We start from the raw sequence: 15,923 nt of genomic DNA on the forward strand, positions 1-15,923 counted from the left end.
GGCCCACAAAAAGCAATGGTCCAGTCCGACGCGTTCATGGCCATCGCCGATCCCAACCGCCGTCACCTCCTGGAGGAACTGCGCCGCGGCCCGAGGACCGTCAACGAGTTGGCCGCCGGAATGCCCGTCTCTCGTCCCGCCGTCTCCCAACACCTGAGGGTGCTGCTCGACGCCGGGCTGGTCAGCGTCCACAGCGACGGCACGAAACGGGTCTACGCCGTGAGCGTCGGCGGGTTCCTGCATCTCAACATCTGGCTGGATCAATTCTGGGAAAGCAGCGAAAGCTGATCCATCGCCAATTGGGACCGGCGATATTTACTGCCCCTATGCCTTGAGCAAGCCGAGTACCGGATTTCGCCGGCGTACGCCGGCGATTGTGCGCTTTGCGCCCGCACGACAAGCCGCACCGCTGCATTGTGCGAAAATCGATTTTTCGGGCCGAATGCAGGTGCCGCCGCCAATGCGGCGCCGGCCCGGAGCATTGGCCGCAGGAAAGCCGCAGCTTGCCTGCAGGCCAAGGACCGAAATCACGTTTTCCGGTGATCGCGGCCGCAGCCTTCGCCCGCGCTCCGGGCGCGGCTATATTGACCGAATTTTCAGTGGGTCGTGGCTTCCGCCTTGAGTTTCACAATCTCGTCCTTGATTGCCAGCTTGCGCCGCTTGAGAGTCGCGATTTCGAGCCCGTCGACCGAGGGATGGTTCATTGCCATATCGAGTTCGCGTTCGATGTCGCCGTGTTTCCGCTGCAACTCTTCAAGATGGTTGGCAAGAGACATGATTGGTTCTCCCTTTCATGGTTTCCTCGACTGTGCACCACAGGCGGCCCACCGCCAGACCCGCTCTGTGACGGCACGATGACAGTGTGCCACCAGATTGCTTGCATGTCGAATGCGTCATGGTAGCATTCCCTGAAGGCTTGAAATGTGCTATAGGCGGCGCGCCGGTGCAGATTGCGCATCCGGTCCCGCCCGGCGGCGTTTTTTGCGCCATAATCATTCTGCAGACGGTAGAGATGTCAGACCAGGAACAGACCGAGTATCGTCTTGAGTTTGCAAAATTGAAGCAGGAGCATGCCGACTTCGATGCGGCCATCAACGCGATGATCGCGACGTCGTGCGACCCGCTTCAGATCCAGCGCATGAAAAAGAAGAAGCTGCTGCTGAAGGACCGCCTGGCGAAGCTGGAAGACAAGATCATTCCCGACATCATCGCCTGATGGCTTGGTCGGCAAGCCAGCGCCGTTGCCTGCATGCCAGGATGCTTGCGGGACCATGTTCATTTAGTTAATTCGCCATCAGTCACGCCGTCATTCGCGGAGCAGGCATTTGGACAGACAGCGCGCCGACGTCGCCATCATCATGGGCAGCCAATCGGATTGGGAAACAATGCGCCATGCCGCCGAGACGCTGGAGGCGCTCGGCATTTCGCATCAGGCCCGCATCGTCTCCGCGCATCGCACGCCGCAGCGGCTCTACGATTTTGCCACAGGCGCGAAGGCCGAGGGTTTCAAGGTCGTGGTGGCCGGCGCGGGGGGAGCCGCCCACCTGCCCGGAATGACTGCCGCGCTGACGCCGCTGCCGGTCTTCGGCGTTCCGGTGGAATCGAAAGCCCTCTCCGGACGCGACTCGCTTCTGTCGATCGTCCAGATGCCGGCCGGCATTCCGGTCGGGACGCTGGCGATCGGCAAGGCCGGTGCCATCAATGCCGCGCTGCTTGCCGCGGCCGTGCTGGCGCTTTCCGACGAGGCGCTGGCCTCCCGCCTCGACGCCTGGCGCGCCGAGCAGACCGCCAAGGTCGCCGAACACCCGTCGGAGGCGTCATGAGCGCGCCGCTGCCCGCCGGTTCGACGATCGGCATCATCGGCGGCGGCCAGCTCGGGCGCATGCTGGCAATGGCAGCCGCGCGGCTCGGCTATCGCACGATCGTCCTGGAACCGCAGCCGGACTGCCCGGCCGCGCAAGTGGCCAACAGCCAGATCGTTGCGGACTATGACGACCGCTTTGCGCTCGACCGGCTCGCCCGCGCCAGCCATGTCGTGACCTACGAATTCGAAAACGTGCCGGTTTCCGCTGTACAGGCACTGGCCGATACCATCCCGGTCTACCCGCCGGCGCGCGCGCTCGAGATCTCTCAGGATCGCGTGACGGAGAAGACATTTCTCAACGGCAGCGGAATACCGACCGCCGGCTTCCGGCCCATCGACAGCGATGAAGATCTGCGCCAGGCCCTGGTCGCCTTCAACGGCACCGGCGTGCTGAAAACCCGTCGCCTCGGTTATGATGGCAAGGGCCAGCGCCTGCTGCGCAACGCCACCCCCTCCGAGGCGGATGGTTCCTATGTCGCAATGGGCAATGTGCCGCTGGTACTCGAGGCGTTCGTGTCCTTCGACCGTGAGATATCGATTATCGCCGCGCGCGGGCAGGACGGCGCGCTTTCCGCCTATGATCCCGCCGAAAACGTGCATTGCGGTGGCATATTGGCGAAGTCGACCGTGCCGGCCGCCATTTCAGCGAACACCGCCAATGCGGCGGAGGATGCCGCCTTCGCCATCCTCCAATCGCTGAATTATGTCGGTGTCATCGGCGTCGAATTCTTCGTCCTCCCCGATGGCTCGCTGCTCGTCAACGAAATCGCGCCGCGCGTTCACAATTCCGGCCACTGGACCGAGGCGGCATGCGTGATCTCGCAGTTCGAGCAGCACGTTCGCGCCGTAGCCGGCCTGCCGCTCGGCACGACAAGCCGGCATTCCGATTGCGTGATGCAAAATCTGATCGGCGATGAAGTGTCGGGCGTCGACACGCTTTCGCGCGAACCCGAACTGATGCTCCATCTCTATGGCAAGGCCGAAGCGCGGCCCGGCCGCAAGATGGGTCATTTCACGCGTCTGACGCCTCGCGGCGGTTGACACGGCCAAGCACGCTGGTTTAAGAGCCACCCACATGTTTGGCGCGCTCGCGGGCGCGCTTTTTGATTGGGCCGACTGGCCGATTTCGACAGGCAAGACCATGAAGATCAAGAACTCGCTCAAGGCCCTTCGGACCCGTCATCGCGACAGCCAGCTGGTTCGCCGCAAGGGCCGCGTCTACATCATCAACAAGTCCGCACCGCGCTACAAGGCGCGCCAGGGCTGAGCCTTCCGCTCACGCGAATTTCAGTTTGACGTTCCGCTGCCGGGGAATAGATTCTCTGGCATGCGGAGCGTATTTGCGTTTTTTCTTTCCATCGTCCTGACGGCGGCCTTGCCCTTCTGCGCCAATGCGCAATCCGGCCTCGAGGTGCCCCTCCAGGCGGCCGCCACATCCGAAAGCAAGCTGGACGCCCTGTTTCGGGAATTGAAGCGCGAGCGCAACGAGCGTGCCGCCGCGCGCATTGCCGCTCGCATCCAGGAGGAGTGGAATAATTCCGGAAGCGCCTCGGTCGACCTGATGATGCTGTGGTCGCAAAAGGCAATGGAAGCGAAAGAGTTCAGCATCGCCTTAGACTTCCTCGATCAGGTCGTCACCTTGCTGCCGTCCTACGCCGAGGGCTGGAATCGCCGCGCCACCGCGCATTTCATGATGCACAGCTTCGATAAGTCGATGGCCGACATCGAGCATACGCTGCGATTGGAGCCGCGCCACTTCGGCGCGCTTGCCGGCATGGCTCAGATCATGAGCGTCCGTGGCAACAAGGCGTTGGCGCTCAGCGCCTGGCAGCGCGTCCTCGACATCTACCCGATGATGCGCAGTGCCCAGAACGAGGTCGCGACCCTATCCGAGGAACTGGCCGGCGAGGGCATTTGAACCGAACGGCCGTAGGAATACCGTCGAGGCCGCGCCTCCCGCTCTGGCAATCTTTTTCTGCCGCGACCTAAGCCGGGCGAGGCTTCAGGCGCCGCCTGTCCCGTCCGCCCCGATATAGGCGATGCGCAACATATTGGTGGCTCCGGGCGTGCGCAGCGGCACGCCGGCCGTGATGATGACCCGGTCGCCGGCCGTGCCGAAGCGCTCCTCGAAGGCGATGCGGCAGGCACGGTTGACCATGTCGTCGAGATCGATGGCATCTTCGGTGACGACGCAATGCGTGCCCCACACCAGCGACAGACGCCGCGCCGTCTCCACCACCGGCGACAGGGCGATGATCGGCACCTGCGGGCGTTCGCGCGCCGCGCGCAGGCCCGTCGTTCCGGATGCGGTGTAGGTGATGATGGCCGAGAGCTTCAGCGTTTCGGCGATCTGGCGCGCCGCCAGCGAGATGGCGTCGGCGCCCGTAGCCTCCGGTGCTGAACGCTGCGCATTGATGATATCGGCGAAGGTCGGGTCCTGCTCCACCTGCTCGGCGATGCGGTTCATCGTCGCCACCGCCTCGGCCGGATAGGTGCCGGCAGCCGATTCTGCCGACAGCATGATCGCGTCGGCGCCCTCGAAGACGGCCGTCGCGACATCGGAAACCTCGGCGCGCGTCGGCACCGGGGCGGAGATCATCGATTCCAGCATCTGGGTGGCGACGACCACCGGCTTGCCGGCGCGTCTTGCCGCGCGCGTGATCTGCTTCTGGATGCCGGGAACGGCTTCCAGCGGCATTTCCACGCCGAGATCGCCGCGCGCCACCATCAGCGCGTCCGATAGTTCGATGATTTCGGCAAGCCGCGACACTGCTTGCGGCTTCTCGATCTTGGACATCAGATGTGCCCGGCCGCGCGCGATCTTGCGCACTTCGGCGAGATCCTCCGGCCGCTGGATGAAGGACAGCGCGATCCAGTCGACGCCGGTGGCCAGCACCGCATCGAGATCGGCCCGGTCCTTCTCGGTCAGCGCACCCACCGGCAGTTCGGTGTCGGGCAGGCTGACGCCCTTGCGATCGGAGATCTTGTTGCCGGCAACGACGACGCAGACGATCGACTTGCCGTCACAGGTCAGCGCTTTGAGCTCCAATCGCCCGTCATCGATCAGCAGCCGGTGACCGGGCTGGACCGAAGCCAGGATTTCGGGGTGCGGCAGATGCACCCGTCTGGAATTTCCCGGTTCGGTATTGTCGTCGAGGGTGAATTCCTGCCCGATCTCCAGCGTCTCGCTGCCGTTGAGGAATTTGCCGACGCGCAGCTTCGGCCCCTGCAGGTCGGCGAGGATGCCGATCGGCCGGCCGACCTTGGTTTCCACGGCACGGATGAGCCCGACCAGCTCACGCATCAGCGCGGGCGACGTATGGCTCATATTGATGCGGAAAACATCGGCGCCGGCTTCGAAAAGCTTGCGGATCATCTCCTCGGAGGACGAGGCCGGCCCGAGGGTTGCGAGAATCTTTACCTTGCGACTGCGTCTCATGGAGAATTGGTTCCCGTGACGGCGGCAGTGCCGTCCGTTGCGGGCTCGTCGGTCAGTTGGACCATCCAGCTTGCCTGTTCGCCCGTGTCATATTCCTGAAAGCCGGCGCGCTGGAAACCGCGGGCGACGCAATCGGTCACGCCCGCAATCTTGAACTCTTTTTCGGCAACGCACATGTTGATCGGACCGTCCCAGCGCCCGCCGCGCTCAGCGTCCTCGGCATAGAGATAGTAGAAGCGCGACGACAACGGTCCCTCGATCAGCGTCTTGCAGGTCGAGCCTTCGATGTGCCACCAGCCCTCGGTGATCCAGCCGGCCTTCGCCCGGTAGCCGATCCCCACGCCGACCAGATTCTGCGTTGCGTTGCAGACCCGGAAATCTGCCTGCGCAACCGTGACGCCGGCGGCTGAAAACACTGGAATCGTCACAAAAAACAGCAACACAGTCCATGCGCGGCGAATATGCGCTGGCCAGGCGAAACCCATCCTCGATTCTTTCTCGGTTCGGTGCTGCATGATCTGACGCCCTTTTCGGAAAAGTCGGGACGCATGTCAACGCGTCCAGCGCCGCAATCCAATCGATTTAGACACCTCATTGGCGCGCGATTCTTCGCCCCTCCCAGACTTGGGTCAAAAGATTGGCTGAAGTGCGGCGTTGCATGTCCTCTAACTTCATGAAATGACGGGCCTATCCTCAATTTCCCCTGCCTCAGGAATGCTAGTAGCCGATGACGCGATCCGCAGTTTTTGCCCCCTTCGAGCTCATCGAGGGCGACCGCAAGCGGGGTATCGTCCTTCTTGGCGACCACGCCAAGCGCGACCTGCCGGAGGAATATGGCGACCTTGGCCTGCCGGCCGGAGAATTCGAGCGCCATATCGCTTATGACATCGGTGTCGAAAGCGTCACGCGCCGCCTTGCCGAACTTACCGGCGCGCCCGCCCTGCTTGCCAATTTCTCGCGACTGCTGATCGACCCCAATCGCGGCGAGGACGACCCGACCTTGATTCGCCAGCTTTATGACGGAACGATCGTGCCGGGAAACTACCCGATGGCCCCGGAAGAGCGCGAGCGCCGGCTCGACCGCTTCTACCGGCCCTATCACGATGCGGTCGGGGCGCTGGTCGCCTCGGTGGCGCAGGAGAGCGGCACGGCTCCCTTCATTTTTTCCGTCCACTCCTTCACCCCAGTCATGCAGGGCCACGTCAGGCCGTGGCATGTCGGCCTGCTCTGGGACCGCGATGATCGGGCGATCGCGCCGCTGATCGAGCTTCTGGCCGCCGACCCGGCAGTGGTCATCGGCAACAATGAGCCCTATGACGGGGCGCTGCGCGGCGATACGATGTTCAGGCACGGGACGGCAAACGGCTACGCGCATGTGCTGGTGGAGATCCGCCAGGACCTGATCGCCGAGGAACGCGGTGCCGACGATTGGGCCAAGCGGCTCGCCCCGATCGTTGACGCGGTCAACGCCCGGCCCGATATACACCGGGTCAGCCATTTCGGCTCGCGCACCGGACCGGTGTGAGCCGCAAGGATCAGCCGTTTGAAGGAGAATGCCATGACCGAACTCAATGAGGAGCAGAAGCGCGCATTCGAGGCGGCGGCTTTCAGGCGGCTTGTCGAGCACCTGCGCAGCCGCAGCGACGTGCAGAACATCGACCTGATGAACCTCGCCGGCTTCTGCCGCAACTGCCTGTCCAACTGGTATCGTGACGCGGCCGGCGAAGCCGGCATCGAGCTTTCCAAGGATGAATCCCGCGAAATCGTCTACGGCATGCCCTATGCCGAGTGGCAGGCCTTGCACCAGACGGAGGCGTCCGAGGCCAAGAAGGCCGAGTTCGAAGCGCGCCGTCCGAAGGACCATTGACGTCAAAATCGAGCCTTTTTTCTCCGCTTGACCCTCGAAGCTTGCTGAGGCATCGAACCCCAGCCCTTCCGGCCGCGCGAGTCGCGGCCCCCTTTCATCCGGAGAAAGACTACCAATGGCCGACGAGATCACCGAAACCAGCCAGACCGTTGCCGCGGGCCAGTTGCGGGCCTTCATCGAGCGCGTCGAGCGCCTCGAGGAGGAAAAGCAGACGATCGCCGACGACATCAAGGACGTGTTCGCCGAGATGAAGGGCACCGGCTTCGACACCAAGGCGGTGCGCACGATCATTCGCTTGCGCAAGAAGGACCAGGCCGAGCGGCAGGAAGAGGAAGCGATCCTCGACCTCTATATGGCCGCGCTCGGCATGGAATGAGCGCGGTCAGGAAGGCTGGAACTTCAGCGCCACGCCGTTGATGCAGTAACGCAGGCCGGTCGGCGGCGGGCCATCCTCGAAGACATGTCCGAGATGGCTGCCGCAGCGGGCGCAATGGACCTCGGTGCGCACCATCCCGTAACTGCGGTCGGTCGTCGTCTCCACCGCGCCTTCCAGCGGATCGTTGAAGCTCGGCCATCCCGTGCCGCTTTCGAATTTCAGCGTCGAGGCGAACAGAGGCTGGTCGCATCCGGCGCAGATGAACGTGCCGGCGCGCTTCTCGTGCAGCAAGGCGCAGCTTCCCGGCCGTTCGGTACCGTGTCCGCGCATGACTTCGTATTGCTCGGGCGTGAGGCGTGCCCGCCACTCTGCGTCGGTGCGGGTGACCGGATATCGATGCGTTTCCATGATGCTTCGCCTTTTTGAGATTTGCCGCAAATGTAGTGCCTCGGCCGCCATTCGGCAAACGACGCCGGTCGATTGCGCTCACCACTGGCGCGATGCCGTGCCGCGCTCTATATTTGGCCTGACGGTCTGTGCTTCGCGGCAGGAGAACATTCCCCGGGGCCTTAACGATCCTTAGGGAGCTGTCCCTGGGAAGACCCGTGGGTTTTCCTACACGGCGCCCACCTACTTTGTAGGTTCCCGGGATCGCCTCTCCACCGGTTGTGTGGATCGTCGCCCGCCCTTGCGAAGCGATTTTGTCGTTCTCGCCATCGTCATCCGGAAACGTCGCGTCCGCGATGCCATTTCATGCCATTTTCCCGTAGCCGCACAGCATCAAGGGGACGCAATGAACGATTTGAAGGCAATCAAGAAGCAACTGCGCCTGGAGACGCTTGCCCGCCGCGATGCGCTGCCGCTGGACTGGCGCATCGAGGCCTCGCTAAAGATGGCCGAGACCGCGGCTACGATCCAGTTCGAACCGGGAACCATCGTCTCCGGCTTCTGGCCGATGCGCTCCGAGGTCGACGTGCGGCCTCTGATGTTTGCCTTGCGCGAAAAGGGCGCCCGGCTCTGCCTGCCGGCAATACTCGACAAGACCACTATCGTGTTTCGCGAATTGGTGCGCGGCGCCGAAATGATCGAGATGGGATACGGCACCACCGGACCCGGCGAGGACGCCGCCGTGCTCGATCCGGCGCTGATGCTGATACCGCTCGCCGCCTTTGATCCGCGCGGCCATCGTATCGGTTACGGCGCCGGCTATTACGATCGGGCCATCGCCAGGCTTCACGACCTCGGTATGAAGCCGCGCATGATCGGCATCGCCTTCGACTGCCAGCAGGTGAATTATGTGCCGGACGAGCCGCATGATGTGGTCATTCCCGAAATCCTGACCGAAAGCGGCCTGCGCCGGTTTGGCGACAGCTTTTAGCGTGAATTGATTCCTCCGCCAGCATCCCTGAAATATTGTCGCGGCCGATGATCTTGTCGTGAAGCCGGCAAGTTTCTATTGCGCTGACCTTCGGTTGGGGATCATGGTCCGGATTATTATCCGGCATGGAAACCCGTGCCGGAAGAACTGCCATACGCTGCATGACATCATCAGAAGTCATGCGCGTTCCTGCCCGGCTTGAGGACCCACCGACATGAGACTTCTTTTCCTAGGCGACATGGTTGGAAAGAGCGGCCGAACTGCCGTCTGGGAGCGTCTGCCGGGGCTGATCGGCGACTTTCGACTCGATTTCGTCATCGTCAATGGTGAGAACGCAGCCGGCGGCTTCGGCATTACCGAAGAGATTTTCCGCCAGACGCTGAATGCCGGCGCCGATGTGGTGACCACCGGCAACCATGTCTGGGACCAGCGCGAGGCGCTGGCATTCGCTCCCCGCGAAGAGCGCTTCCTGCGCCCCGCCAATTTCCCGAAAGGCACGCCGGGGCGCGGCTCTGGCCTCTACATTGCAAAAAACGGCGCGCGCGTGCTGGTCGCCAACATCATGGGTCGCGTCTTCATGCATCCGGAGTTGGACGATCCGTTCCGCGCCGCCGAGAAGGAACTCGCCGCCTGTCCGCTCGGCGAGCAGGCGGACGCGGTCGTGATCGATTTCCATGCCGAGGCGACATCCGAGAAAATGTGCTTCGGCCATTTCGTCGACGGGCGCGCCAGCCTGGTCGTGGGCACCCACACGCATCAGCCGACCGCGGATCACCAGATCCTCAATGGCGGCACCGCCTATATTTCGGACGCAGGCATGTGCGGCGACTATGATTCCTCGCTCGGCATGGATAAGGAAGAGCCGCTCCACCGCTTCCTGTCGAAAGTGCCGAAAGGGCGCTTCGAAGCAGCCCCGGGGCCCGCGACGATCTGTGGCCTCGGCGTCGAGATTTCCGACCGCACGGGCTTAGCCGAAAAGATCGCGCCGTTGCGGCTCGGGCCGCGGCTCGAAGAAACCGTGCCTTCCTTCTGGGCGTGACGTTGACGCGGGCCGGGCGGCTACCTACTTCTGCCGAAACCTGCCTTCTTACCTTCCGTTCACACCACCGGGGACCCGTCACAGATGCCGATCATCGACTTTCTGGCACCACATTTCGCCTTTGTGAGTGACCCCACAGCCTGGGTAGCCCTGCTGACGCTGGTCGTGCTCGAAATCGTGCTCGGCATCGACAATCTGATCTTCATCTCCATTTTGACCAACAAACTGCCGGCCCACCAGCAGTCGCGGGCACGTAAGCTCGGCATTGGCGCCGCGCTTCTGATGCGGCTGGCATTGCTGGCGACGATTTCGATCATCGTGCAACTCACCACGCCGGTGTTCACGGCCCTTGGACATGGATTCTCCTGGCGCGACATGATCCTGATCGCCGGCGGCCTGTTCCTGGTCTGGAAGGCGACCAAGGAAATCCATCATTCCGTCGATCCCATGGATCACAAGGATTCCATGGTCGGCGACACGCTGAAGGTCTCCATGGGGGGCGCCATTTTCCAGATCCTCCTGCTCGACCTGGTGTTCTCGATCGACTCGATCATTACCGCCGTCGGCATGACCGACGAGATCGTCATCATGTATATCGCGGTGATCGCGGCTGTCACGGTGATGCTGGTGGCAGCCGATCCGCTGGCGAAGTTCATCGCCAAGAACCCCACCATCGTCATGCTGGCGCTCGGCTTCCTGCTGATGATCGGCATGACGCTGATCGCCGACGGCATGGGCTATCATGTGCCGAAGGGCTACATCTACGCCGCCATGGGCTTCTCCGCCCTGGTGGAGGGGCTCAACATGCTGGCCCGCAGACGCAAGGCGAAGCACGAGCCGGGAGAGTAGGCAGCGGGCGCCTTGCGGCGCCCGTTTTTCATTTGTCCTCGCTGGAGGTCGGCAACTCGCCGCGCATTTCGCTCGGGTAAAAGCCTTCGCGCAGATTGATGCCGTATTCGAGCCAGGCCTTCATGCAGGACAGCATCTCCGCCCAGCCTTCGCAATTGCCGTAGGAGGCGTGACGGCCGGTTTCGTCCTCGCGCCATCCGGACTCGGCGATCGTCACGAAGGTGGCGCCATCGTCGAGCGGCTTGAAGGTCATCTCGATCCTCGTCTTGTAGCGGGGCTCGCTTTCCGGCCCGTCCCAGCGCAGCACGATGCGCTCCGACGGCACCACCTCGTCCACTTCCACCGGCACGGACTTCCACCACGTAACCGTCGTGCCGGCAACGAGCGGCGCGCTGGCGCCGCCAAGCGTGGTGAAATAGGCGCTGAGCTTTTTCGGATTGACCACCGCGTCGAACACTTCGGCAACCGGCTTGGCGATGCGTCCCGATACCTTGAATCCCAGAGACATGGGTTATCTCCCTTCCTTGTCTATGCGTTCATAGTGTTATAAAAATATAACATGTCAAGCGAATCGGAAGACGACCGTGTTTTCAAGGCTCTGGCCAACAGCCGCCGGCGTGCCATGCTCGATTGCCTGAAGGACGGTCCGAGAACCACGGGCATGCTGTGCGAGACCTTCCCCGACATGGACCGCTGCACCGTGATGCAGCACCTGAAGGTCCTTGAGGACGCCGAATTGATCGTCGCCCGACGCGAGGGACGCGAGCGTTGGAATCACCTCAACTCATTGCCGATCAAGCACATTCATGACCGCTGGATCAGCGAGTATGCAGCACATGCGATGAATATTCTCGACCGCCTGAAATCCGATCTGGAAGGATGACCGGACCCGCTCAGATGTCCTTGCCGCCGGGCTCGGGAATGAGCATCGAGCGCTCCTTAAGCCATGGGTGGATTTCTACCGCTTCGCGCAGTGCCTTCTGGCCGGCTTCCATCCGCCCTTGGCGCATCAGCACAAGTGCCCTGCCCGAGAGCGCCGCGAAATGCCTCGGCTCGAGCTTCAGCGCCTGCTCGACATCCTCGAGCGCGCCGTCGAAATCCTCCCGCAGGAAGCGGATGAACGCCCGCTGGTTCCAGGCCTCGGCATAGGTGGGAGCGGCCGCGACGACGCCGTCCAGCAGCTTCAGCGCGCGCTCGTAGTCGTAGGATTCCCGGGCATCCATCGCCTGCTTGACGGTGCGGGCGATATCCGGCGTCGGCGCTTCGGCCATCCACATTTCCCAGATCGCGTGTTCGATCGCCCGGCCCTCGGCTTCGGTGCGCGCCTTCTTCAATTGATCGAAGAGACGGTCGCGATGCGTCTGTTCCGTACGTTCGGTTTCGACGGGTTCGACCGCGCCGGCCCAACCCGCAGGCGAAAGTAGCGACGTGGCCACCAGAAGCACATAGGTCAGACCGAAATGCGGATTCATCCCAAACCTCGAGCCCCGAGCGTATGCCGACTTCAGGCGGACAGTTTAGCGCAGAATCCGCGAAATCGAAATTCCGGGCGCCTTGCAGGAGACGCACTGCAGCGCCGTGCCCTTCTGGACGTAACACGCCAACCTGGTTTATAAGCGCCGCCATTCCAGCGACAGCGCCGCGCGTCCGGTCGGGTGCGCCACGGACGCTCAGAACCGACGCATAGTCTCTTGCGAAAATCGGTGACGGTTTTTTAGGCCTGTGCGCTAGCGACACGAAGACGAAAAGGGGTCCCATGGCCGGCCATTCACAATTCAAGAACATCATGCACCGCAAGGGCCGCCAGGATGCGGTCCGTTCGAAGATGTTTTCCAAGCTGGCGCGCGAGATCACCGTCGCCGCCAAGGCAGGTCTACCCGATCCTGCGATGAACCCGCGGTTGCGGCTGGCGATCCAGAACGCCAAGGCCGAATCCATGCCCAAGGACAACATTCAGCGCGCCATCAACAAGGCAGCGGGCGGCGAGGCGGAAAATTACGAAGAAGTGCGCTATGAGGGCTACGGGCCGGGCGGCGTTGCCGTTATCGTCGAAGTGCTGACCGACAACCGCAACCGTTCCGCCTCCAATGTGCGCGCCGCCTTCACCAAGGCCGGCGGTGCACTCGGCGAAACCGGCTCGGTGGCCTTCATGTGGAACCGGGTGGGTGAAATATACTATCCGGCGGCGGCCGGCAGCGCCGACAAGGTCATGGAGGCCGCGATCGAAGCCGGCGCCGACGACGTCGAGACCGACGAGGACGGCCACACCATCATCTGCAGCTTCGAAAATCTCGGCGACGTTTCCAAGGCGCTCGAAGCGGCGCTCGGGGAAGCCGAATCCGTGAAGGCGGTCTGGAAGCCGCAGAACAACATCCCCGTCGACGAAGATCGCGCGCAGTCGATCCTGAAGCTCGTCGCGACGCTCGAAGACGATGACGACGTGCAGAATGTCTACGTCAATTTCGAGGTGGACGAGGCGACCATGGCCAAGCTCAGCGCCGAATGACCGAAGTTCCCGCGCCCAGGGCACGCATCACGATCACCTATTGCACCCAGTGCATGTGGCTTTTGCGTGCCGGCTGGATGGCGCAAGAGCTTCTCTCTACATTTGGCCAGGACCTGGGCGAGGTGGCGCTGGTGCCCGGCACCGGCGGCATCTTCACCGTCGCCTGCGACGGCGAACTGATCTGGGACCGCAAGCGCGACGGCGGCTTTCCCGAGGCGGCGAAACTCAAGCAGCTTGTCCGCGACCGCATCGATCCCGGCCGCGATCTCGGCCATTCCGACCGCAAATAGGCGGCCATCACCGCTTCGAACCAACAAAAAAACCCGCCTCGAAAGGCGGGCTTTTTTATGATCCTTGCGATGGCGCGGCTTAGATGCCGAGGCCTTCGTAACGCTTCTTGAACTTCGAGAGGCGGCCACCGCGATCGACCAACGTCTGCTGACCGCCGGTCCAGGCCGGGTGCGTCGAAGGATCGATGTCGAGGTTCATCGTGTCCCCTTCCTTGCCCCAGGTCGAGCGGGTCAGGTATTCGGTGCCGTCGGTCATGACGACCTTGATGGTGTGGTAGTCGGGATGGATATCGCTCTTCATCGGTCTGTTCCTGGATGCGCCATGCGGCCCGGCGCCTGCCCTGCGGCGATGCGCCTCTTTTGAAAACTTGAAGCCGCAGCTATTGAGAAGCCACGGCTTTCAAAAACGGTCGGCGTGCCTATACAACAGGCCAAATTGAATCACAAGGCCGCAACCCGGCACTTTCACGCGATGCGGCCAAGGGGACTGACACGATGGCGCAGACAGCGCAGACCGCGCAGGAGGCCCGCCGGCGTTCATTGAAGCCACTGCGGCGGCTGTCGCCCTACATCACCCGCTATCGCGGGCTGGTGGTCGGCGCGATCGTGTCGCTCATCCTGGCGGCGGTAACGACGCTCACACTGCCGATAGCCGTGCGGCGCATGATCGACCACGGCTTCTCGACTTCCGATTCGAGTTTCATCACCAACTATTTCGCCATGCTGTTGGCGGTGGCTGCTGTGCTCGCCATGGCTTCCGCCAGCCGCTACTACTTCGTCATCACGCTTGGCGAGCGCATCGTGGCCGACATCCGCCGCGACGTTTTCATCCACGTCACCCGCCTGTCGCCCTCCTTCTTCGACACGGCGCAGTCGGGCGAAATCGTTTCGCGTCTTACCGCCGACACCACGCAGGTTAAATCCGCAGTCGGCGCCACCGCATCGGTGGCCTTGCGCAACGTCATTCTCGGACTTGGCGCGCTCACCATGATGGTGGTGACCAGCCCCAAGCTTTCCGGTCTCGTCATCGCCGCCATTCCGCTGATTGTGCTGCCGCTGGTCGCTTTCGGCCGCTCGGTGCGCCGCAAGTCGCGCGCCGCCCAGGACACGCTGGCTGACGCTACCGCCTATGCCAGCGAGCAGATCGGCGCGATGCGCGTGCTGCAGGCCTTCACCAACGAAAAACTGGTGACGGGCCGGTTCGCACATTCGGTGGACGTGGCCTTCGAGGCGGCGCGCTCGTCGGTGTTCGCGCGCTCCTTCCTGACCTTCTTTGCCATCTTCACCATTTTCGCTTCGGTGGTGGCGGTGCTGTGGTTCGGGTCGCGCGACGTGCTGGCGGGAACGCTGTCGCCGGGTACGCTCGGCCAGTTCCTGCTCTATTCGGTATTTGCCGCCGGCGCCCTCGGCGCGCTTTCGGAGGTCTGGGGCGAACTGGCGCAAGCAGCAGGTGCGGCCGAGCGGCTGACCGAGATCCTGGCGGAAGTCCCGGCCATTGCCATGCCCGCCAACCCGCAAGCCCTGCCGAAGCCCGCCCAGGGCCTGCTCGAATTCCGCAACGTGTCGTTCGCCTATCCGGCCCGCCCGGACAAGCCGACGCTACATGAGGTGAGCTTCACCATCAACCCGGGGGAGACGGTGGCCATCGTCGGCCCTTCGGGGGCCGGCAAGAGCACCGTCTTTTCGCTGATCCTGCGCTTCTACGACCCGGATTCGGGTACGGTGCTGATCGACGGGGTCGACATCAGCAAGGCCGATCCGCAGGCCGTGCGTGGACGCACCGCCATCGTGCCGCAGGATGTCACCATCTTCGCCGCCAGTGCCCGCGAAAACGTCGCTTTCGGCAAGCCCGGCGCTTCCGACAAGGAAATCGAGACCGCGGCCAGGGACGCGCTTGCCGATGAATTCATCGACAAGCTGGAGAAAGGCTATGACACGCCGGTCGGCGAACGCGGCGTCATGCTTTCCGGCGGACAACGCCAGCGCGTGGCGATCGCACGCGCCATCCTGCGCGACGCGCCGATCCTGTTGCTCGACGAAGCAACGTCGGCTCTCGACGCACAAAGCGAGACTTTGGTGCAGACCGCGCTCGAACGGCTGATGAAGGGCCGCACCACCATCGTCGTCGCCCATCGTCTGGCGACAGTGCTGAAAGCCGACCGCATCCTGGTGATGGACGGCGGGCGCATCGTCGAAGAGGGCACCCATGCGAGCCTCGTGCGCAAGGGCGGCATCTATGCCGAACTCGCCAAGCTTCAGTTCGAAACCGGGGCGACGGCTTTCCAGGCGGCGGAATAGAAAATCGAGTTGGGTGA

General features: G+C 63.0%; 22 protein-coding genes, 1 other RNA gene and 1 pseudogene. 17 read left to right on the forward strand and 7 right to left on the reverse strand.

The window, feature by feature from the left end; translation table 11 throughout:
- The first annotated feature begins 15 nt into the window (after positions 1-15).
- A complete protein-coding gene (locus ACLKMW_RS10465; protein ID WP_415724400.1) occupies positions 16-288 on the forward strand; it encodes an ArsR/SmtB family transcription factor in 273 nt (90 codons plus the stop codon).
- 308 nt (positions 289-596) lie between these two features.
- On the opposite strand, the gene ACLKMW_RS10470 is transcribed toward ACLKMW_RS10465, so the two are convergent.
- A complete protein-coding gene (locus ACLKMW_RS10470) occupies positions 597-776 on the reverse strand; it encodes a YdcH family protein (RefSeq protein WP_415724401.1) in 180 nt (59 codons plus the stop codon).
- 236 nt (positions 777-1,012) lie between these two features.
- On the opposite strand from ACLKMW_RS10470, the gene ACLKMW_RS10475 reads away from it, so the two are divergent.
- The 5 genes from ACLKMW_RS10475 (at position 1,013) to ACLKMW_RS10495 (ending at position 3,782) form a co-directional block, all read left to right on the forward strand.
- On the forward strand, positions 1,013-1,216 hold the full coding sequence (locus ACLKMW_RS10475) for a YdcH family protein (protein ID WP_415724402.1): 204 nt from the start codon (positions 1,013-1,015) through the stop codon (positions 1,214-1,216).
- Positions 1,217-1,325: 109 nt separating this feature from the next.
- Positions 1,326-1,823, forward strand: a complete 498-nt coding sequence (purE, locus tag ACLKMW_RS10480; protein WP_415724403.1) for a 5-(carboxyamino)imidazole ribonucleotide mutase — start codon at positions 1,326-1,328, stop codon at positions 1,821-1,823.
- Positions 1,820-2,905: a 5-(carboxyamino)imidazole ribonucleotide synthase gene (locus ACLKMW_RS10485; RefSeq protein WP_415724404.1), complete on the forward strand. Its 1,086-nt coding sequence runs from the start codon at positions 1,820-1,822 to the stop codon at positions 2,903-2,905. The genes purE and ACLKMW_RS10485 overlap by 4 nt, the downstream gene beginning before the upstream one ends.
- 100 nt (positions 2,906-3,005) lie before the next feature.
- Positions 3,006-3,131 (forward strand): type B 50S ribosomal protein L36, encoded by a 126-nt coding sequence (gene ykgO / locus ACLKMW_RS10490; RefSeq protein ID WP_415724472.1) that lies wholly within the window; start codon positions 3,006-3,008, stop codon positions 3,129-3,131.
- A gap of 60 nt (positions 3,132-3,191) precedes the next feature.
- On the forward strand, positions 3,192-3,782 hold the full coding sequence (locus ACLKMW_RS10495; protein WP_415724405.1) for a tetratricopeptide repeat protein: 591 nt from the start codon (positions 3,192-3,194) through the stop codon (positions 3,780-3,782).
- Between the two features lie 84 nt (positions 3,783-3,866).
- Here the strand turns inward: ACLKMW_RS10495 and pyk are convergent, their stop codons facing one another.
- Both pyk and ACLKMW_RS10505 read right to left on the reverse strand, forming a co-directional pair.
- Entirely contained in the window at positions 3,867-5,303 is a 1,437-nt protein-coding gene (pyk, locus tag ACLKMW_RS10500) for a pyruvate kinase (RefSeq protein WP_415724406.1), read from the reverse strand.
- Positions 5,300-5,692 (reverse strand): annotated as a pseudogene (locus ACLKMW_RS10505) (DUF1036 domain-containing protein); the annotation flags it as partial. The pseudogene ACLKMW_RS10505 and the gene pyk, both read right to left, overlap by 4 nt.
- 338 nt (positions 5,693-6,030) lie before the next feature.
- Between ACLKMW_RS10505 and ACLKMW_RS10510 the strand changes: the two are divergent.
- From ACLKMW_RS10510 to ACLKMW_RS10520, 3 genes are all read left to right on the forward strand, one after another.
- Positions 6,031-6,828, forward strand: coding sequence for an N-formylglutamate amidohydrolase (locus ACLKMW_RS10510; protein ID WP_415724407.1), 798 nt, complete (start codon positions 6,031-6,033; stop codon positions 6,826-6,828).
- Positions 6,829-6,861: 33 nt separating this feature from the next.
- Positions 6,862-7,170, forward strand: a complete 309-nt coding sequence (locus ACLKMW_RS10515; protein ID WP_415724408.1) for a DUF1244 domain-containing protein — start codon at positions 6,862-6,864, stop codon at positions 7,168-7,170.
- A 115-nt stretch (positions 7,171-7,285) separates the two neighbouring features.
- Positions 7,286-7,546 carry a DUF2312 domain-containing protein gene (locus tag ACLKMW_RS10520; protein WP_415724409.1) on the forward strand — a complete coding sequence of 87 codons (261 nt, stop codon included), beginning with the start codon at positions 7,286-7,288 and terminating at the stop codon, positions 7,544-7,546.
- Between the two features lie 6 nt (positions 7,547-7,552).
- Here ACLKMW_RS10520 and msrB read toward each other — a convergent pair whose 3' ends face one another.
- Positions 7,553-7,954 (reverse strand): peptide-methionine (R)-S-oxide reductase MsrB, encoded by a 402-nt coding sequence (gene msrB, locus ACLKMW_RS10525; protein WP_415724410.1) that lies wholly within the window; start codon positions 7,952-7,954, stop codon positions 7,553-7,555.
- Positions 7,955-8,074: 120 nt separating this feature from the next.
- Here msrB and ssrS point away from each other — a divergent pair.
- The 4 genes from ssrS to ACLKMW_RS10545 all read left to right on the forward strand — a co-directional run bounded on the left by ssrS (position 8,075) and on the right by ACLKMW_RS10545 (position 10,812).
- Positions 8,075-8,227: non-coding RNA, 6S RNA (gene ssrS, locus ACLKMW_RS10530), on the forward strand.
- Between the two features lie 112 nt (positions 8,228-8,339).
- Entirely contained in the window at positions 8,340-8,924 is a 585-nt protein-coding gene (locus ACLKMW_RS10535; RefSeq protein ID WP_415724411.1) for a 5-formyltetrahydrofolate cyclo-ligase, read from the forward strand.
- A 214-nt stretch (positions 8,925-9,138) separates the two neighbouring features.
- Entirely contained in the window at positions 9,139-9,963 is an 825-nt protein-coding gene (locus ACLKMW_RS10540) for a TIGR00282 family metallophosphoesterase (protein WP_415724412.1), read from the forward strand.
- A gap of 84 nt (positions 9,964-10,047) precedes the next feature.
- Positions 10,048-10,812, forward strand: coding sequence for a TerC family protein (locus ACLKMW_RS10545; RefSeq protein WP_415724413.1), 765 nt, complete (start codon positions 10,048-10,050; stop codon positions 10,810-10,812).
- A 28-nt stretch (positions 10,813-10,840) separates the two neighbouring features.
- Here ACLKMW_RS10545 and ACLKMW_RS10550 read toward each other — a convergent pair whose 3' ends face one another.
- The gene (locus ACLKMW_RS10550; protein WP_415724414.1) at positions 10,841-11,320 is read right to left on the reverse strand and encodes an SRPBCC domain-containing protein; all 480 of its coding nucleotides are present in this window, start codon (positions 11,318-11,320) and stop codon (positions 10,841-10,843) included.
- Between the two features lie 51 nt (positions 11,321-11,371).
- On the opposite strand from ACLKMW_RS10550, the gene ACLKMW_RS10555 reads away from it, so the two are divergent.
- Entirely contained in the window at positions 11,372-11,695 is a 324-nt protein-coding gene (locus tag ACLKMW_RS10555; RefSeq protein WP_415724415.1) for an ArsR/SmtB family transcription factor, read from the forward strand.
- 10 nt (positions 11,696-11,705) lie between these two features.
- On the opposite strand, the gene ACLKMW_RS10560 is transcribed toward ACLKMW_RS10555, so the two are convergent.
- Entirely contained in the window at positions 11,706-12,284 is a 579-nt protein-coding gene (locus ACLKMW_RS10560) for a tetratricopeptide repeat protein (RefSeq protein ID WP_415724416.1), read from the reverse strand.
- A gap of 284 nt (positions 12,285-12,568) precedes the next feature.
- Between ACLKMW_RS10560 and ACLKMW_RS10565 the strand changes: the two genes are divergently transcribed.
- Both ACLKMW_RS10565 and ACLKMW_RS10570 read left to right on the forward strand, forming a co-directional pair.
- On the forward strand, positions 12,569-13,318 hold the full coding sequence (locus tag ACLKMW_RS10565) for a YebC/PmpR family DNA-binding transcriptional regulator (RefSeq protein ID WP_415724417.1): 750 nt from the start codon (positions 12,569-12,571) through the stop codon (positions 13,316-13,318).
- On the forward strand, positions 13,315-13,608 hold the full coding sequence (locus ACLKMW_RS10570; RefSeq protein WP_415724418.1) for an Rdx family protein: 294 nt from the start codon (positions 13,315-13,317) through the stop codon (positions 13,606-13,608). Before ACLKMW_RS10565 ends, ACLKMW_RS10570 begins: the two co-directional genes overlap by 4 nt.
- Positions 13,609-13,687: 79 nt before the next feature.
- Here ACLKMW_RS10570 and rpmE read toward each other — a convergent pair whose 3' ends face one another.
- Complete coding sequence (rpmE, locus tag ACLKMW_RS10575) at positions 13,688-13,909, reverse strand: 50S ribosomal protein L31 (RefSeq protein ID WP_415724419.1); 222 nt, start codon at positions 13,907-13,909, stop codon at positions 13,688-13,690.
- Between the two features lie 194 nt (positions 13,910-14,103).
- Between rpmE and ACLKMW_RS10580 the strand changes: the two genes are divergently transcribed.
- Positions 14,104-15,906, forward strand: coding sequence for an ABC transporter transmembrane domain-containing protein (locus tag ACLKMW_RS10580; RefSeq protein WP_415724420.1), 1,803 nt, complete (start codon positions 14,104-14,106; stop codon positions 15,904-15,906).
- The last annotated feature ends 17 nt before the right edge of the window (positions 15,907-15,923 follow it).

The organism is Borborobacter xinjiangensis (genome assembly GCF_047739745.1).
Classification (GTDB): Bacteria; Pseudomonadota; Alphaproteobacteria; order Rhizobiales; family Rhizobiaceae; genus Pseudaminobacter.